15 protein-coding genes are annotated in these 13,428 nt (G+C 54.3%); 8 read left to right on the top strand and 7 right to left on the bottom strand.

All coding sequences use genetic code 11. From position 1 onward, the window contains the following. Nucleotides 1-2: 2 nt before the first annotated feature. From E1180_RS16700 to E1180_RS16720, 5 genes are all read left to right on the top strand, one after another. Entirely contained in the window at nucleotides 3-689 is a 687-nt protein-coding gene (locus tag E1180_RS16700; RefSeq protein ID WP_155192755.1) for a MotA/TolQ/ExbB proton channel family protein, read from the top strand. After that, nucleotides 679-1,065, top strand: coding sequence for an ExbD/TolR family protein (locus E1180_RS16705; RefSeq protein WP_155192757.1), 387 nt, complete (start codon nucleotides 679-681; stop codon nucleotides 1,063-1,065). Before E1180_RS16700 ends, E1180_RS16705 begins: the two co-directional genes overlap by 11 nt. Continuing rightward, nucleotides 1,062-1,463, top strand: coding sequence for an ExbD/TolR family protein (locus tag E1180_RS16710; RefSeq protein WP_155192758.1), 402 nt, complete (start codon nucleotides 1,062-1,064; stop codon nucleotides 1,461-1,463). The genes E1180_RS16705 and E1180_RS16710 overlap by 4 nt, the downstream gene beginning before the upstream one ends. Then, nucleotides 1,460-2,581, top strand: a complete 1,122-nt coding sequence (locus tag E1180_RS16715; RefSeq protein WP_155192760.1) for a TonB family protein — start codon at nucleotides 1,460-1,462, stop codon at nucleotides 2,579-2,581. The genes E1180_RS16710 and E1180_RS16715 overlap by 4 nt, the downstream gene beginning before the upstream one ends. Nucleotides 2,582-2,969: 388 nt before the next feature. Further along, nucleotides 2,970-4,568, top strand: coding sequence for a peptide chain release factor 3 (locus tag E1180_RS16720; protein ID WP_155192763.1), 1,599 nt, complete (start codon nucleotides 2,970-2,972; stop codon nucleotides 4,566-4,568). Nucleotides 4,569-4,571: 3 nt separating this feature from the next. On the opposite strand, the gene E1180_RS16725 is transcribed toward E1180_RS16720, so the two are convergent. Further along, entirely contained in the window at nucleotides 4,572-5,297 is a 726-nt protein-coding gene (locus E1180_RS16725; protein WP_155192765.1) for a hypothetical protein, read from the bottom strand. Further along, complete coding sequence (locus E1180_RS16730; protein WP_155192768.1) at nucleotides 5,290-7,056, bottom strand: AAA family ATPase; 1,767 nt, start codon at nucleotides 7,054-7,056, stop codon at nucleotides 5,290-5,292. The genes E1180_RS16725 and E1180_RS16730 overlap by 8 nt, the downstream gene beginning before the upstream one ends. Before the next feature lie 333 nt (nucleotides 7,057-7,389). Between E1180_RS16730 and E1180_RS16735 the strand changes: the two genes are divergently transcribed. Beyond that, nucleotides 7,390-8,235 carry a metal-dependent phosphohydrolase gene (locus E1180_RS16735; RefSeq protein WP_155192770.1) on the top strand — a complete coding sequence of 282 codons (846 nt, stop codon included), beginning with the start codon at nucleotides 7,390-7,392 and terminating at the stop codon, nucleotides 8,233-8,235. Between the two features lie 20 nt (nucleotides 8,236-8,255). Here E1180_RS16735 and E1180_RS16740 read toward each other — a convergent pair whose 3' ends face one another. The 3 genes from E1180_RS16740 to E1180_RS16750 all read right to left on the bottom strand — a co-directional run bounded on the left by E1180_RS16740 (nucleotide 8,256) and on the right by E1180_RS16750 (nucleotide 10,314). After that, a complete protein-coding gene (locus tag E1180_RS16740; RefSeq protein ID WP_155192773.1) occupies nucleotides 8,256-8,822 on the bottom strand; it encodes a hypothetical protein in 567 nt (188 codons plus the stop codon). Nucleotides 8,823-8,956: 134 nt separating this feature from the next. Beyond that, nucleotides 8,957-9,364 carry a DUF4149 domain-containing protein gene (locus E1180_RS16745; RefSeq protein ID WP_155192776.1) on the bottom strand — a complete coding sequence of 136 codons (408 nt, stop codon included), beginning with the start codon at nucleotides 9,362-9,364 and terminating at the stop codon, nucleotides 8,957-8,959. Then, the gene (locus tag E1180_RS16750; protein ID WP_244314099.1) at nucleotides 9,361-10,314 is read right to left on the bottom strand and encodes a methyltransferase family protein; all 954 of its coding nucleotides are present in this window, start codon (nucleotides 10,312-10,314) and stop codon (nucleotides 9,361-9,363) included. The genes E1180_RS16745 and E1180_RS16750 overlap by 4 nt, the downstream gene beginning before the upstream one ends. Before the next feature lie 33 nt (nucleotides 10,315-10,347). Between E1180_RS16750 and E1180_RS16755 the strand changes: the two genes are divergently transcribed. Beyond that, on the top strand, nucleotides 10,348-10,587 hold the full coding sequence (locus E1180_RS16755; protein WP_155192778.1) for a CDGSH iron-sulfur domain-containing protein: 240 nt from the start codon (nucleotides 10,348-10,350) through the stop codon (nucleotides 10,585-10,587). Between the two features lie 244 nt (nucleotides 10,588-10,831). Beyond that, the gene (locus E1180_RS16760; RefSeq protein ID WP_155192780.1) at nucleotides 10,832-12,271 is read left to right on the top strand and encodes a diguanylate cyclase domain-containing protein; all 1,440 of its coding nucleotides are present in this window, start codon (nucleotides 10,832-10,834) and stop codon (nucleotides 12,269-12,271) included. Nucleotides 12,272-12,320: 49 nt separating this feature from the next. Here the strand turns inward: E1180_RS16760 and minE are convergent, their stop codons facing one another. After that, a complete protein-coding gene (gene minE / locus E1180_RS16765) occupies nucleotides 12,321-12,584 on the bottom strand; it encodes a cell division topological specificity factor MinE (protein WP_155192782.1) in 264 nt (87 codons plus the stop codon). Further along, the gene (minD, locus tag E1180_RS16770; RefSeq protein WP_155192785.1) at nucleotides 12,581-13,402 is read right to left on the bottom strand and encodes a septum site-determining protein MinD; all 822 of its coding nucleotides are present in this window, start codon (nucleotides 13,400-13,402) and stop codon (nucleotides 12,581-12,583) included. Before minD ends, minE begins: the two co-directional genes overlap by 4 nt. Between the last annotated feature and the right edge of the window lie 26 nt (nucleotides 13,403-13,428).

Genomic DNA, 13,428 nt, shown 5'->3' on the forward strand with positions numbered 1-13,428 from the left:
CCATGCTGCCTCAATTGATCAGTCAGATTTCCGCGTTTCTTCAGCTTGGCGGACCGGTTGTCACCGTCATCGCCGGTCTGTCGGTAATTGCACTGGCGCTCATCCTGGTCAAAGTCTTTGAGTTTGTCAGTTGCGGGGTAGGCACGGGCACGCGTGCAAAGGACAGTGTCGCCCTCTGGCAATCGGGCCGCCTGACCGGCCTTCAGACCCGATTTGCCGATCCGAAGAGCGCTGCATGCAATGCCGTTGCGACCACATGCAAGCTGTTGGCCCAGCGCGCGCGCAAGGCAGACATTGAAGAGCGGGTCAGCGTCCAGGCGTCCAAAGACCTGCATCATTTTTCCAAAGGCGTCAGGGCACTCGAGGCAATCGCTCAGGTCGCGCCTCTTATTGGCCTATTTGGAACCGTGCTTGGCATGATCGAGGCTTTTCAGGCCCTGCAAAATGCCGGTTCGAATGTTGATCCTTCGGCGCTGGCGGGGGGCATCTGGGTCGCCCTAATGACAACGGCCGCCGGACTGGCGGTTGCCATGCCGGTTTCGCTGGTGGTCACCTGGCTGGAAGCACGCCTGGAGGCGGAGCGCATTCTGATTGAAACGCTGACATCCGCTTTGCTACTGCCATCAGCGGCGGAATCCGACCATCCTGAACCGGCTGCGTTCGAGCCACAGCTGTCCTATGCACGTTGATCCGCTTCCCAAGAAACACAAACCAATCTCACTGACACCGCTGGTTGACGTGATCTTTCTGCTTCTTCTGTTTTTCATGCTGTCCTCGACATTCACCAAGTTTGGACAGGTAGAGATCGGGGCACCGCCCGCGAGCGGTGGTGCGGGGGCCATGCCGAAAGCCATTTTGACGGTCAGACCAGAAGGGCTGCGGCTCAACGGATCGCCCATTGCGGACGAGATGCTGGAAGACCAGGCCGGCACGCTCATGGCCAAGGATATCGACAACATATTGGTGCTGGTGCGCGGTGAGAGCACGACACAGCAGCTTGTCACCGTCATGAGTGTGCTGCGGAACGTCGAAGGCCTGACGGTCACGGTCGCAGGTGGACAATGATCAATCTTCCGTCCAAACCGTCGAAACGCCCGATGGAGACGACCGTCTCGTTGATCAACATCGTTTTCCTGATGCTGATCTTCTTTCTGGTGGCCGGCCAGCTTTCCCCGGCCCAGGATCCTCACGTTACGCTGTCAGCAACCGAAACTGCCGATCCGCTTCCGCCGCCCGATGCCCTTTTTGCCCGGCAAGACGGCAGTCTTTACGTCCGTGAACAGGAAGTCACGGCGGCGGACTATCTGGCCCAAGTGAGCGCTATCCATGACGGCCAGGACACAATTGTCCGCCTGGCGGCCGATGAAGCGTTGAACGCAATACGTTTGCTCGACCACATCGGCGCCCTTTATGGGGCGGGCGCAGCCAAGGTTGTGGTTGTGACGCGCAAGGGGGCGCAATGACACGGCGCGGCCGCGTGTGGACAATTGCCCTTCTTGCCTCAGCCGCTTTACATGCCGGCGCGGTTGCCGTGAGCCTTTCCGCAAAGCCGAAGCTCGAACTCGGCGGCGCCGGGGCCTACGAGGCCCCAACTCTTGGCAGTTCGCCCTTCAACACCGTTGTTGCGGGCACACTTGCGGCAACTGTAACCCCGGCGGTCGACGTCCCGATCTCCGAACCAGCTGCCGACGCTTCTGTTGTCAGCGCCAAACGCGTGCAATCCGCCCCCCTGACCACGGCCCGCCCTGTTTCTCCGGCCGTGCCAGCGACGGCGGCCGTTTCAACGCAATCCTCAACGGCCCTGCCTTTGTCATCACGGGGCACCCCTCTTCTGTCTGCCAAGCAGGCGCAAAACACACCCGAACAGTTCCTGAAAGCCGCAAGTCCCGTCCCCTCTAACCTTGCGAAGCCCGCACCGGTGGAAACAGCACCGCACCTCCCGCCTGAGACGCCTGAGGATGAGCCCCGCGAAAAAGAGGCCGACCCGGTGCGGGAACAAGACAGGCAGCTCGACGAGAGCGTGGCCGAACCGGCTGCTGCCGTTGAGATATCCAGCAAGAGCCAGCAAATTGCCCCCGAACCAGCTGATGCCGTTGAGGAGACTACGGCCTTGCCTGCCGATGCTCCCTTGCCGCGCACCAAACCGGCACCGCCAAAGCGGACGGTTACAACGCAACCGGACCGAAGCGTGCAGGAGCAGCCCAAAGCTGCGGCCAAAACCCGGTCCGGCGCAGGCGGACAATCAAACCAAACGGCACAAAAGGGTGGATCTCAGCGCAAAGGCAAAAGCGACACGGCCGGTAATGCTGCTGTTTCCAACTACCCGGGAAAAGTCTACCGCCAATTGCTGCGGGCGGTTCGGGCGCCGCGCAGCGGACGGCCACCCCGGCGGGACGCGCAGGTGCGCTTCACGGTCAACGCGGCTGGTGCGGTTTCGGGCATCCGCCTCTTTCAATCGTCAGGATCAACCGCATTCGACAAAGCTGTGCAAGCCGCGGTCCGGTCCGCCGCCCCCTTTCCGGCCATTCCACCGGCCGCAAACCGGTCCACCTGGACCTTCACCCTGCCGGTTGGCCAGTAACAAGGCATATGACTATGATTTCACAGGCAACTGGCACACACCACAAAGCCCCCCATATTCCGTGAGCTCCAACCTCAAATAAGCGCAAGACCAGCAGCGAACGGCACAGCAAGTGGATCCAGGATCGAGTCCGGGATGGGGGATTGCCCCAGACCGCTCTTGAAAGTGGCGCCAACGAAACACCAATCGGACTTGCCTTAGCATGGCGCAGAGGCGAAGGCAGGGGCCGGCAAATCCGTACTGACGTTTTGCCCGAAACCCCTCTAGAAACTGGCGCCAACGAAACACCAATCCGCCTGGCCTTTTGCGGCGGCTGGCGCTCCCGGATCCCGGTGCGATGCGCGGCCCGCAGGACGGCTTTGACCGGGCTTGCCCAGGAGACATATCAATGGCCACCAATGGCGCGGCGCCCCATCAGACCCGGCGCACCTTCGCGATCATCTCGCACCCGGACGCCGGTAAGACAACGCTCACCGAAAAGCTTCTCTTGTCGGGTGGTGCAATCCGGGCCGCCGGTCAGGTCCGTGCGCGCGGCGAACGCCGTAGGGCCCGCTCAGACTGGATGAAGATCGAGCAGGAACGCGGGATTTCGGTGTCCTCGTCCGTCATGACGTTCGAGCGGGGCGGCATCATCTACAATCTGCTCGACACACCGGGCCACGAGGACTTTTCCGAAGATACGTACCGCACGCTCACCGCTGTCGATGCGGCCATCATGGTGATTGATGCGGCAAAAGGCATCGAAACCCAGACCCGCAAGCTGTTTGAAGTCTGCCGCCTGCGCGACATTCCGATCATCACCTTCGTCAACAAGATCGACCGTGAAGGCCGTCACGCGCTGGAGATCTTGGACGAGGTCCAGGAGGCCCTTGCCCTGGACGTCTCCCCGCAGACCTGGCCTGTCGGCATGGGCTCGGACTTTTTCGGGGTCTATGATTGGCAGAAAAAGGAATTCCACACCTCGGCCGGGGAGCGCGGCGGGCCGTATACGCAAACTAAGACCGTTTCCGGCCTGGACGATGAGACCCTTACCGGCACCGTTTTCGACCGGATCATGGATGAACTCACCGAAAATGTGGAACTTGGCAGCGAAGGCTATGCGGAGTTCGACAAGGAGAGCTTCCTGGAAGGTCACCTGACCCCGGTCTTCTTCGGGTCCGCCCTGCGGGATTACGGCATCGAAGAGATCCTGAATTTCATCGCGGACTTCGCACCGCCGCCCCATTCGCAGCCGGCGACCGGCGGACGCACGATCATGCCGGAAGAGGACAAGGTCACCGGATTTGTCTTCAAGGTGCAGGCAAACATGGACCCCAAACACCGGGACCGCATTGCTTTCGTGCGCCTGTGCTCGGGCACCTTCAAGCGGGGCATGAAGCTGAAACATGTGCGCGCGGGCAAGCAGATCGCGGTATCGGCGCCGATCTTCTTCTTCGCCGAGGAGCGCGAGATTGCCGAAAACGCCTATCCGGGCGATGTGATCGGCGTGCCCAACCATGGCCAGCTGCGGGTCGGCGATACGCTCACCGAAGGCGAGAACATTCATGTGACCGGCCTGCCTGCCTTCGCGCCGGAAATCCTGCGGCGCGTGCGCCTGTCCGACACCATGCGCGTCAAGCAGATGCGCCAGGGCCTCCAGGATCTGGCCGAAGAGGGTCTTGTCCAGATCTTCAAGCCGGACCTTGGCTCCAACTGGATCGTCGGCGTGGTCGGCGCCCTGCAGCTGGACGTCGTCGTCGACCGTTTGAAGGCGGAATACGGCACCGAAATCGGTTTTGAAACCGTGCCCTACTCGACGGCGCGCTGGATCGAGACCGACAGCCAGACGCTTCAAAAAATGATCGAGGCACACCGCATGTCGATTGCCAACGACCGCGACGACAAACCGGTGTTCCTGTTCAAGAACGCCTGGGAAATCGGCCATATCACCGAAAAATTCTCAGATGTCACTTTCCGCGAAACCCGCGAGATTGTTTACGAAGACTGATTGTTAAGTTAGTAACTTTGTTATTCCTGTCGTAATCCCGACGATGTTTTTTACATGCGGGAGTATTTCAGTTATTTTTTCCCAGTATACAGACAAGAGCGCTTTCTTGGGCGAGCCAGAATTAATCTCTGTAGAAATGGCAGTTAAAAACTCCCCAGCATCTTCGTTCTTCGATTTAAAAACTTCCTCAGAAAGAATTCGTAACATCTCTTTTACTTCTTTCTGATCGTCTCCCAATTTGTTAAAGGAATTCTGTATTTCTCCTGTGTTAAAAACACTGTTATCGCCCATCGTTACGTTGTAAATAACACCCTCTTCCATCAAGCTGTTCCTCTTCAAAAAAAGTACTGCTTCATCTCGATCTAATACCCTGATGTCATCATCTTGGTAGTCAGATGCCTCCCAAGCTATTACTTCGTTTCCGCCCTTTTTGTTTCTCGCAACAGCCCTCACAACGGACTTCGTGTTCCTAATTCTTTTACTGATTGGAACACTATAGAAATAAAGATGTTCACGATCTTGCATTGTTTGAAGTATATCGCCCCAAACATGGCTTTTACTGATCTGAGCAGTATACAATTCTTGCAATTTTGAATTACTATCCACCGCAAGCTTAACCGGCTTTTCTAGAATTAAAAGTCGAGCCAAAATCTTGTATTTGTAATCCCGCGCACTCGAATCACTACAGATTTCTACGACACGAGGACATAGAACTACGCTGTTACTCATCACCAAGCATCCTCATCCGACTCTTAATTGTAGCCTTGAGGTCTTCGTCCCGCGCTTCGAAAAAATCCTTCGGCCACTCGATCCCACCAAATTTATTGATCTCGGAGAATCGAATACCAGCCCCGTCTCCAACACTCGAAGACTCTATGAAGAAGAGCCCCACTTCTTCAGATCCAGGTGAAATTGATTTATGATCGTAACTTTTATATTGCTTTTCAGCGATTCGACGAGCAAACCTTTTTATTAAATACTCACTATGAGTTTCAATTATTATAGTGAAATTACCACCCTCTTCCTTCCGTTTGAAATTATACAAATCAATGAAAAAATCTGCAAGCTCTGCCTGCATATTTGGATGAAGGTGAATCTCAGGTTGTTCAACTATAAATATCGCATCTTTGTCCGCAATCAGTCCTTTATACAGTATTGGCAAAACTTGGGAGTATCCGAAACCTGAATCTATAAGATCGACATTTAGATCAACTCCGTTTACACGGCGCCGTGTGTAGATTTTACCCAAAAAGTCTTCATATTCAGAGGCATCCATCTCAATGTCAAATCTACCAACCCAATTGTTGATGAACTCCTTCGCCTCTTGGTTGTGTTTGAGGACATTTATTATTTCAAATGCCTCTTCTTTAAGGTCACTTCCATAGGCGTCGTAGTATCTACGTGGGTATCCTCTAAGTGGTTTGACAACAGCAACTTCGCGACTGTGAAAGTAATTTCGTACTTTACTCTCTAATCCGCCGAGCCACTTACTCAGAATGTTTACAGATAACTCATCATAATCTGCTTGATACACAACCTCAAATATACTCGCATTCAAATCAAATAGATTTTCTCGAGCTGATTTGTAATGATCGAAAAAACTTGGATTTCCATCCCCACTTTCCTTGGATCCAATAGCGCTATTAATCACTCCGCCATCGAACGAACAGAACAATTGGTTATGCGAATAAAATGAAATATTTGAAATATTAATTCTTGATGACCTCTGCGCAGAGTTATTTGTCACCTTTAATTCGTAAACTATTCTACACCCTCCTGAAAAATTAAATATCTCCGAAATCAACTTCTGTGAGATATCTATGTCGACTAAACTGACTTGGTGTAATTCGTATCTAGGGCGATATCTATTGTAATGAGATTTCCGATCACGTGCTATTCTCCGCCTAGACAAACGGAATGCTATTTTTTCATTTTCAGTAGGACCGAACAATTCTTCCGATTTTTTAATAAGATCTTTAACTTCGACATAGAAATTACATTTGTCTTTATACTCTTTGAGAGTATAATTTTCTTCTCTTTTTCTGCTCCATCGCTCAGACCTTTCTACTAAGCTAAGCACGTTTTCATCAAAATTTTTATCATGAGCACGCGAGCTCAAAAACTCCAAGTAATATATCCCTCTCTCGATCAGGTTTTGAATTTCTTTAAATGCATACGACAAAACCTGATCTTTAACATCGCTTACAATTTTCTCTGATATTGTAAAATCAAATACTAACTCTTTTCTTGTGTCTTTTAGATTGAAGATGTTCTCAACTGAACCGAATGAACACAACGGCCCGTTGATCTTTATAGCAGAATTGGAACTTTCATCTATAAGGGACGAAGATTGCGAAAGCATCATTATTAACTGCAGCACAGAACTTTTGCCGCTTCCGTTAGTGCCCATTAAAATATTCATAGGCCTCAATGAAATTTCTGCATTCTGAAATGCTCGAAAGTTTCGAAAACCAATTTCGATTTGCATATTGAACTCGTATTTTTAAAAGAACTATTCAATGTAAATTTATCACACATTATTACATAAGGTGCAATAATTCCACTATACACTAAATGGATGCAGCGCCAACGACCGCGATGACAAACCGGTGTTCCTGTTCAAGAACGCCTGGGAAATCGGCCATATCACCGAAAAATTCTCAGATGTCACTTTCCGCGAAACCCGCGAGATTGTTTACGAAGACTGAGCGGCGGCTGAGCTGCGCCCGGTACATGACATCCCATTGACACAAAATTCCGCCAGATTTTGCGCTGGTCGGGGCACGGTCATCGGGCTGTCATACGGGATGAGATCGCACTCATGTTCACGATACCGGAGCTCGCGGCAGACGCGCTTGGCAATTTTCTCACATCTTATGTTCAAAGGCGTTTTGGCCAGTCAGACCCGGAACTTGCGGAACTCGTTCCTTCCATCGGACGGATCGCGATGGAATGCATTGGCAACAGCGATGCGCTCTACCACAATATTGAACACACCATGTTGGTGACCCTTGCCGGCCACGATATCCTGCGCGGACGTGCGCTTCACAGTCACATGCCGCCTACCGATTATGCCCATGTGATTGTTGCCTGCCTAACCCATGACATCGGGTATGTCCGGGGGATTTTGCCCGGCGACAACAAAGAAGCCTATCTGGTCAACGGGGAAGGCAAGACCGTCCGGCTCGCACGTGGTGCCTCTGATGCGGCATTGACGCCTTATCATGTGGACCGCTCAAAGCTTTATGTGCTTGAACGACTGGAGGGTACCGGTCTACTCGATCCACAAAGGGTCGCCGATGCGATTGAAGGATCCCGGTTTCCCAGCAAGTTTCCCGATGACAGCGAAATACTAGGTGATGATGCCAATCTTGTGCGGGCTGCAGACTTTATCGGTCAGTTAGGTGACCCGCATTACATCCGCAAAGCCAACGCGCTCTATTTCGAGTTTGAAGAAGCAGGGCTCAACAAGCAGCTGGGGTATGAGACGCCAGCCGATCTTGTTCACCGTTATCCGCAGTTCTATTGGAACAGTGTGGCTCCATATATTCAAAAAGCGATCGAGTATTTAAAGATCACAGCGTCCGGACGGCAGTGGATCGCAAACCTTTACTCCAATTTGCTGCTCGCTGAGCGGGATATCGCCTTGCTGGGTCCGCAGCGCTGACGATCCTACACAATATGGCTTTAAAACATATCCGTTTGCGTATCCATGAGGATGTAAACGCCAGCCGCGATCATCACGAGCGGGGCGAGACGTTCGAAGAACCGCTTGCCTGCGTCCGTGGGTTTGAACACCGTGTTGACGGCCAGGGCGCATGCCAGGGTCGCGGCGATTGCAGCCACGCCGCCCAGAAGGATAAACACATCCAGCTCCCCGCGTGTGTCGGCAAAAAAAGCGGCCATGACAACAAGCGTGTCCGTGCTGAGCGAGAGAAACAAAAGAGTGGCGGTGAGCACAGACCCGGCTTGCGGTGGAGGGGGTGCGTGACGCGTTTTGCGTGACCGGTTTTTCAAGATCTCCCGGAACCCGAATGCGACCGGCACGATACCCAGAAGTCCCAGATCCGCCGGAGCAAACACCATTGCCCCCGCGCCCAGAACCAGCGCACTGCCTAAAACAATAACATGGGCAATGAGAAAACCAATTGCCGCCATGACCGCCCGGCCACCCGCGGCCAGGGCCAGAACCGCAAAAAAGCCGTCGACATTGGTCAAACCATAGGCCAATGCGACCGTAAGCATAAGGATCATAAAGTCGGTTCCAGCGGCAGCGATTCAGTGAGCAAGACGCAGAAGAGTCTAGCCGCTGCTCGAACAACTTGTCTGCATCTATCTTTGTCCGCCCTAGGTACAATCCCGCCCATTACGGTTCTCCGGGCGGTGCGCTACCCCTCAGCCCCTGCAACGCGGATTAGGACAACCGCAGCGGCCGCGATATGGCTGAGCGTTATCAAGACCGACACGAGATGCCGAGTTTTGAAGCGCTTGGTCTGACCGGCATCTGTTGCATCGTTGATGGCTGGCATCAGGATCTGGCGTGCGTAGACCGTCGACAGCACTGTTGCGATCAAAAGAGCGCAGGAAAGCGGATCAATAAACGCTGCACCACACGCGGCAATCGCCGAGACGCCCATTACAAACAGATAAAAATGCGGAAAGGCCTTCCGGATCAGGGGACCTGCTGTGTCCGCAGGAAGCGCGGTGAACACGAAGGCCGCAAAGCCAAACGAATAAAGGGTCATGCCACCGAACAAAAGGGCGGTCGCTAAAAGTGTGAAGGCTGAAACGATCATTGATCCGGTCTCCGGGACATTTTTGGCAGCATGTAAGGCACCCGCGCCTGATAGGCCCTGAACCGCGCCCCGAACTGCCCTTCAAACCGGCGCTCCTTCAACACCGGCGCCGCGAGGCAGTAGGCTGAAAGGACGAGCGCGACTACAAGCTGGTCGGGTGTCCAAACCGGAACAGTCCAGGTTGTGAGTGCAAACGAGACGTAGATTGGCTGGCGTATCAGCCGGAAAAGCCCCGTCTCCGGCATGTCCGGGAAGACCGGCCGGATGTTCTGGGCCAGCGACATCCAGCCGAGCGCACCGGATTGAACTTCCGCGCCAGCATCATAGCTCGCCTTGATCAAGAGCAGCCATGAGAAGCCATAGAGCCCGCACAAGAGCCAGAAAACCGCTCCCTCAGCCTGCCACCAGACAATTCCGCTTGGCGACCAGAACGCAAACAGCAAGAGCAGTTGCAGGGATGCGATAACGGCATAAGTGGTTGTAGACAGCGCCGGGCCGTAGCCGAACGGGGCGAGCTTGCTCAGGAAGGACCGTCCGCGGCGGCTTAACAAAAGCGAATGCGTGAGTGGAAACTGCAGCAAAAGGGCCGCGTTCGCCAGATAACTCCAAGTGCCGGAAAGCTGGCCCAGACTTTCGCTCATTCCGAAAAACATGGCCACGATCATCGCAGCCACGGCAGCACCAAATATCAGATGACAGGCCAGCCCGTAAACAGTGGCAACCAGCAGCCTTGTGCGGCCAGGTGGGACGGAGCGCAAGCCCAGAACAAGGCGCAGCAATCGCAAGGCCGGATGTTTCTCTTCACTGATCATGGGAAGGGAGGTAGCGCCAACAAAGGACAGCTCCAGCCCGTTTGACAGAGTGTCGCAGCTGAGTTGCGCCGGGGTCGAGAGGATTTTTTGGGTGTCCGGCCCGGCTGTTGCACTTGCCGGGCGGTGCCATGCCTCCATGTTTTGTCACGAGAAAGAGGAGAGGTCTCCGATATGTCAGATCCGGTCGTTGCCCAAACTGCCCCGTATGCCGTCGATGTCGAGGAGGGCAAAAACTACTTCTGGTGCGCCTGCGGCAAGAGCAATACCCAACCGTTTTGCGATGGCAGCCACAAGGGTACGGACTTTGCGCCGGTCAAATACACGGCCGAAAAGGACGGAAAAGCATTCTTCTGCGGTTGCAAGATGAGCGGAAAGGCCCCTCTTTGTGATGGCAGCCACTCCAGGATCTAACCTTGGGCGCCGCGGGCAACGCATGCGTTTTATCGTCATTTGTGTCAGTGCTATCGCATGACTGCATTTGATTACAATACAACCTGAACGGTAAATTACGCCGATTTTCTTAAAACCTGTTCTAAAACCCCACCGTGTAAACAGGTTGCGGTCAGATAGATCTACGTTTTTGAAACTAGGGCCGGTTAATATGAAACCAGCTGGCGGACGCCCCGCTGATCGACTGGCCTAAGTGAAATAAACCATGGTTCAAGCCCGCTCTGTTAAAACAGCAGCTGAATTGAAAGACATGAAACGGCTTTATAGGCCGTTCTGGGCCGTGATCCTCATCGGCGCTGCAGGGCTGTTTGTTTTCGTGACAGTGCTGACCCTCGCGCTAGACCGCACCTCTCTTCGTGCGTCTGAGCAGATCATGGCGGCAAATGTCGACGACCGAATGAGGCTGCTTGAAAAACTGACGCTAGAATACGCGTATTGGGATGAAGCAGCTGCCAACCTCGTTGATACCGTTGATTTCGACTGGATCAGCGCAACTTTCGAAGACTATTCGAAAACAACTCTAAACATCGATGCCATTCACGTTGTAGATGGGTCAAACACTGCAAAAGCGCATGTCGTTGATGATGCCATAGCGGACGTCGATCTGAGTGACCGATACGGTCCATCGGTTTTAAAAACACTCGACGCAGCAAGGGTTAGTGAAGACCAGCAAGTTCCGGTTCCCATCACTGGATTTGTCGAACAAGGAGCGCGCTACTACCTGATAAGTGCAGCCCGCATTACCAGTTATGACAGTGAGAAAACAATCCCGACAGACCATGTGATCATGCTTACGCAAAATGTAGGCGAAGAGTTTCTGGCAGAGCTCGGTCAGCGCTACCATTTACCAGGACTGCAGGTGTCGCGTGATCCTTCTAAGCTCTGGCAAGGCGGCATTCCGATCCTAGGTTCGGACGGCACCCAGATCGGATACTTTGTCTGGTCGCCGGAACTGGCAGGCTTCAAACTCCGCCCCGCTCTGGCAGTCGGGATCCTTGGTCTCGGCATAATCGTCCTGATCGCAGCGCGTGTTTTCACAAAACGGGCGACTCAAATCGTCCATGAACTTGATCTCGCCAGACGGGAAGCCGTTGCCGTTCGCAGCCTCTTGGAAGACCAAGCCCGCCGCGATCCGTTGACCGACCTCGGCAATCGCCGCCTGCTAGATACGGTTTTGGGGGATATGGAAGATGCCCGTCCCCCTGATCCGCCCCATGCGCTTCTGAGTATTGATCTGGACGGCTTCAAGGAGATCAACGATGCCTTCGGTCATGAGACCGGGGATCAGGTCCTTCAGCATGTCGGCAAAATCCTGCTCACCCTTGCCCCGCATGATGATCAGGCCTTCCGCCTTGGAGGCGATGAGTTTGTAATCATCTTCAAATCCGCTCAGCGCGAACATGTGGAAGCGGTTGGGAGCCTCATCGTCGAACGTCTCTCCAAGCCGGTATCCGTCAACGGGTACAACTGCAAATTCGGGGCAAGTGTCGGAATTGCGTTCTCCCGCAACCCAGGCGATTTGCTTCGCAATGCGGATGTCGCGCTCTATTCGGCAAAACGCTGCGGCCGGGGACGGACATCCGTTTATTCTCATGCCCTGATGGATCTCAGGGAAGACCCTCAGCTGCTCGCCCAGCAGACGTGACTGGCAAAACGATATTTGCCAGCCGGTCTTTTTGAACTTAAGCCATCCTTCAGGACGCTCTGGCCGTCGGCGGCAATTCAATATCGATGCCGAGGGTCGTCACATCGCCGGACCGGTCCATTTCAAGGCGTACGGAATCGGGATCTATCGCGATCCGCTTGGCCACGACTGCCAGAATATCTTCCCTGAGGTTCGAGATCAGAACCGCATCGGACCCATCGGCTGCCCGTTCATGCGCGAGAAGGATCTGCAGCCGGTTCTTGGCGACCGAGGCACTCTGGCCTCTTTTGCCAAAGAGGCTGAGGATGTTCATGCCGCCCTCCCCTTGAAGATCTTGCCGAAGAAGCCTTTCTTTTCTTCCGGGATCGTGACCGGAATGTTTTCGCCAAGAAGCCGGCGGGTCGCCTCCGTATAGGCCCTCGATGCCGGTGAGGTTTCATCGGAGAGCGTGACCGGAAGGCCGACGTTGGATGCTTTCAGCACATCCTTGCTTTCCGGCACGACGCCAATCAGCGGTACGGACAGGATATCGACCACATCGTCGGTCGCCAGCATGTCACCGGTCTTGGCACGGTCCGTGTCATACCGTGTGATGAGAAGATGTTTCGGCATCCGGCCGCCATCTTCGGCAACCTTGGTCTTGGCATCCAGCAAGCCGATGATCCGGTCACAATCGCGGACGGAGGACACCTCCGGATTGGACACGATAATTGCCTCGTCCGCATAGCGCATTGCAAGCGTCGCCCCGCGTTCAATCCCGGCAGGACTGTCGCAGATGATCCAGTCGAAATACATGCGCAATTCGCTAATCACGCTCGCAACACCCTCCTCGGTCAAGGCATCCTTGTCGCGGGTCTGCGACGCCGGAAGGAGATAGAGGTTGTTCAGCTTCTTGTCGCGCACCAGAGCCTGCTTGATCGAGGCTTCACCGCGGACAACGTTGACGAGGTCGAAGACGACGCGGCGTTCCGCCCCCATGATCAGGTCGAGATTGCGCAGGCCAACATCAAAATCGATTGCGCAAACCTGATAGCCTTCCTTGGCCAGCGCCGACGCCAGCGCGGCTGTGCTGGTCGTCTTGCCAACCCCGCCTTTGCCTGACGTAACCACTACTACAGTGGCGTTGCTCATGGTGTTCGTCCCATCGTTGTCAGCCG

The organism is Roseibium denhamense (assembly GCF_009711415.1).
GTDB classification, from domain to species: Bacteria; Pseudomonadota; Alphaproteobacteria; order Rhizobiales; family Stappiaceae; genus Roseibium; species Roseibium denhamense.

What these genes read in the sequence shown, in the direction of transcription:
- E1180_RS16700 (WP_155192755.1), top strand. Translation starts at nt 3, where the DNA reads ATGCTGCCTCAATTGATCAGTCAGATTTCCGCGTTTCTTCAGCTTGGC.
- E1180_RS16705 (WP_155192757.1), top strand. Translation starts at nt 679, where the DNA reads ATGCACGTTGATCCGCTTCCCAAGAAACACAAACCAATCTCACTGACA.
- E1180_RS16710 (WP_155192758.1), top strand. Translation starts at nt 1,062, where the DNA reads ATGATCAATCTTCCGTCCAAACCGTCGAAACGCCCGATGGAGACGACC.
- E1180_RS16715 (WP_155192760.1), top strand. Translation starts at nt 1,460, where the DNA reads ATGACACGGCGCGGCCGCGTGTGGACAATTGCCCTTCTTGCCTCAGCC.
- E1180_RS16720 (WP_155192763.1), top strand. Translation starts at nt 2,970, where the DNA reads ATGGCCACCAATGGCGCGGCGCCCCATCAGACCCGGCGCACCTTCGCG.
- E1180_RS16725 (WP_155192765.1), bottom strand. Translation starts at nt 5,297, where the DNA reads ATGAGTAACAGCGTAGTTCTATGTCCTCGTGTCGTAGAAATCTGTAGT.
- E1180_RS16730 (WP_155192768.1), bottom strand. Translation starts at nt 7,056, where the DNA reads ATGCAAATCGAAATTGGTTTTCGAAACTTTCGAGCATTTCAGAATGCA.
- E1180_RS16735 (WP_155192770.1), top strand. Translation starts at nt 7,390, where the DNA reads ATGTTCACGATACCGGAGCTCGCGGCAGACGCGCTTGGCAATTTTCTC.
- E1180_RS16740 (WP_155192773.1), bottom strand. Translation starts at nt 8,822, where the DNA reads ATGATCCTTATGCTTACGGTCGCATTGGCCTATGGTTTGACCAATGTC.
- E1180_RS16745 (WP_155192776.1), bottom strand. Translation starts at nt 9,364, where the DNA reads ATGATCGTTTCAGCCTTCACACTTTTAGCGACCGCCCTTTTGTTCGGT.
- E1180_RS16750 (WP_244314099.1), bottom strand. Translation starts at nt 10,314, where the DNA reads ATGGAGGCATGGCACCGCCCGGCAAGTGCAACAGCCGGGCCGGACACC.
- E1180_RS16755 (WP_155192778.1), top strand. Translation starts at nt 10,348, where the DNA reads ATGTCAGATCCGGTCGTTGCCCAAACTGCCCCGTATGCCGTCGATGTC.
- E1180_RS16760 (WP_155192780.1), top strand. Translation starts at nt 10,832, where the DNA reads ATGGTTCAAGCCCGCTCTGTTAAAACAGCAGCTGAATTGAAAGACATG.
- minE (WP_155192782.1), bottom strand. Translation starts at nt 12,584, where the DNA reads ATGAACATCCTCAGCCTCTTTGGCAAAAGAGGCCAGAGTGCCTCGGTC.
- minD (WP_155192785.1), bottom strand. Translation starts at nt 13,402, where the DNA reads ATGAGCAACGCCACTGTAGTAGTGGTTACGTCAGGCAAAGGCGGGGTT.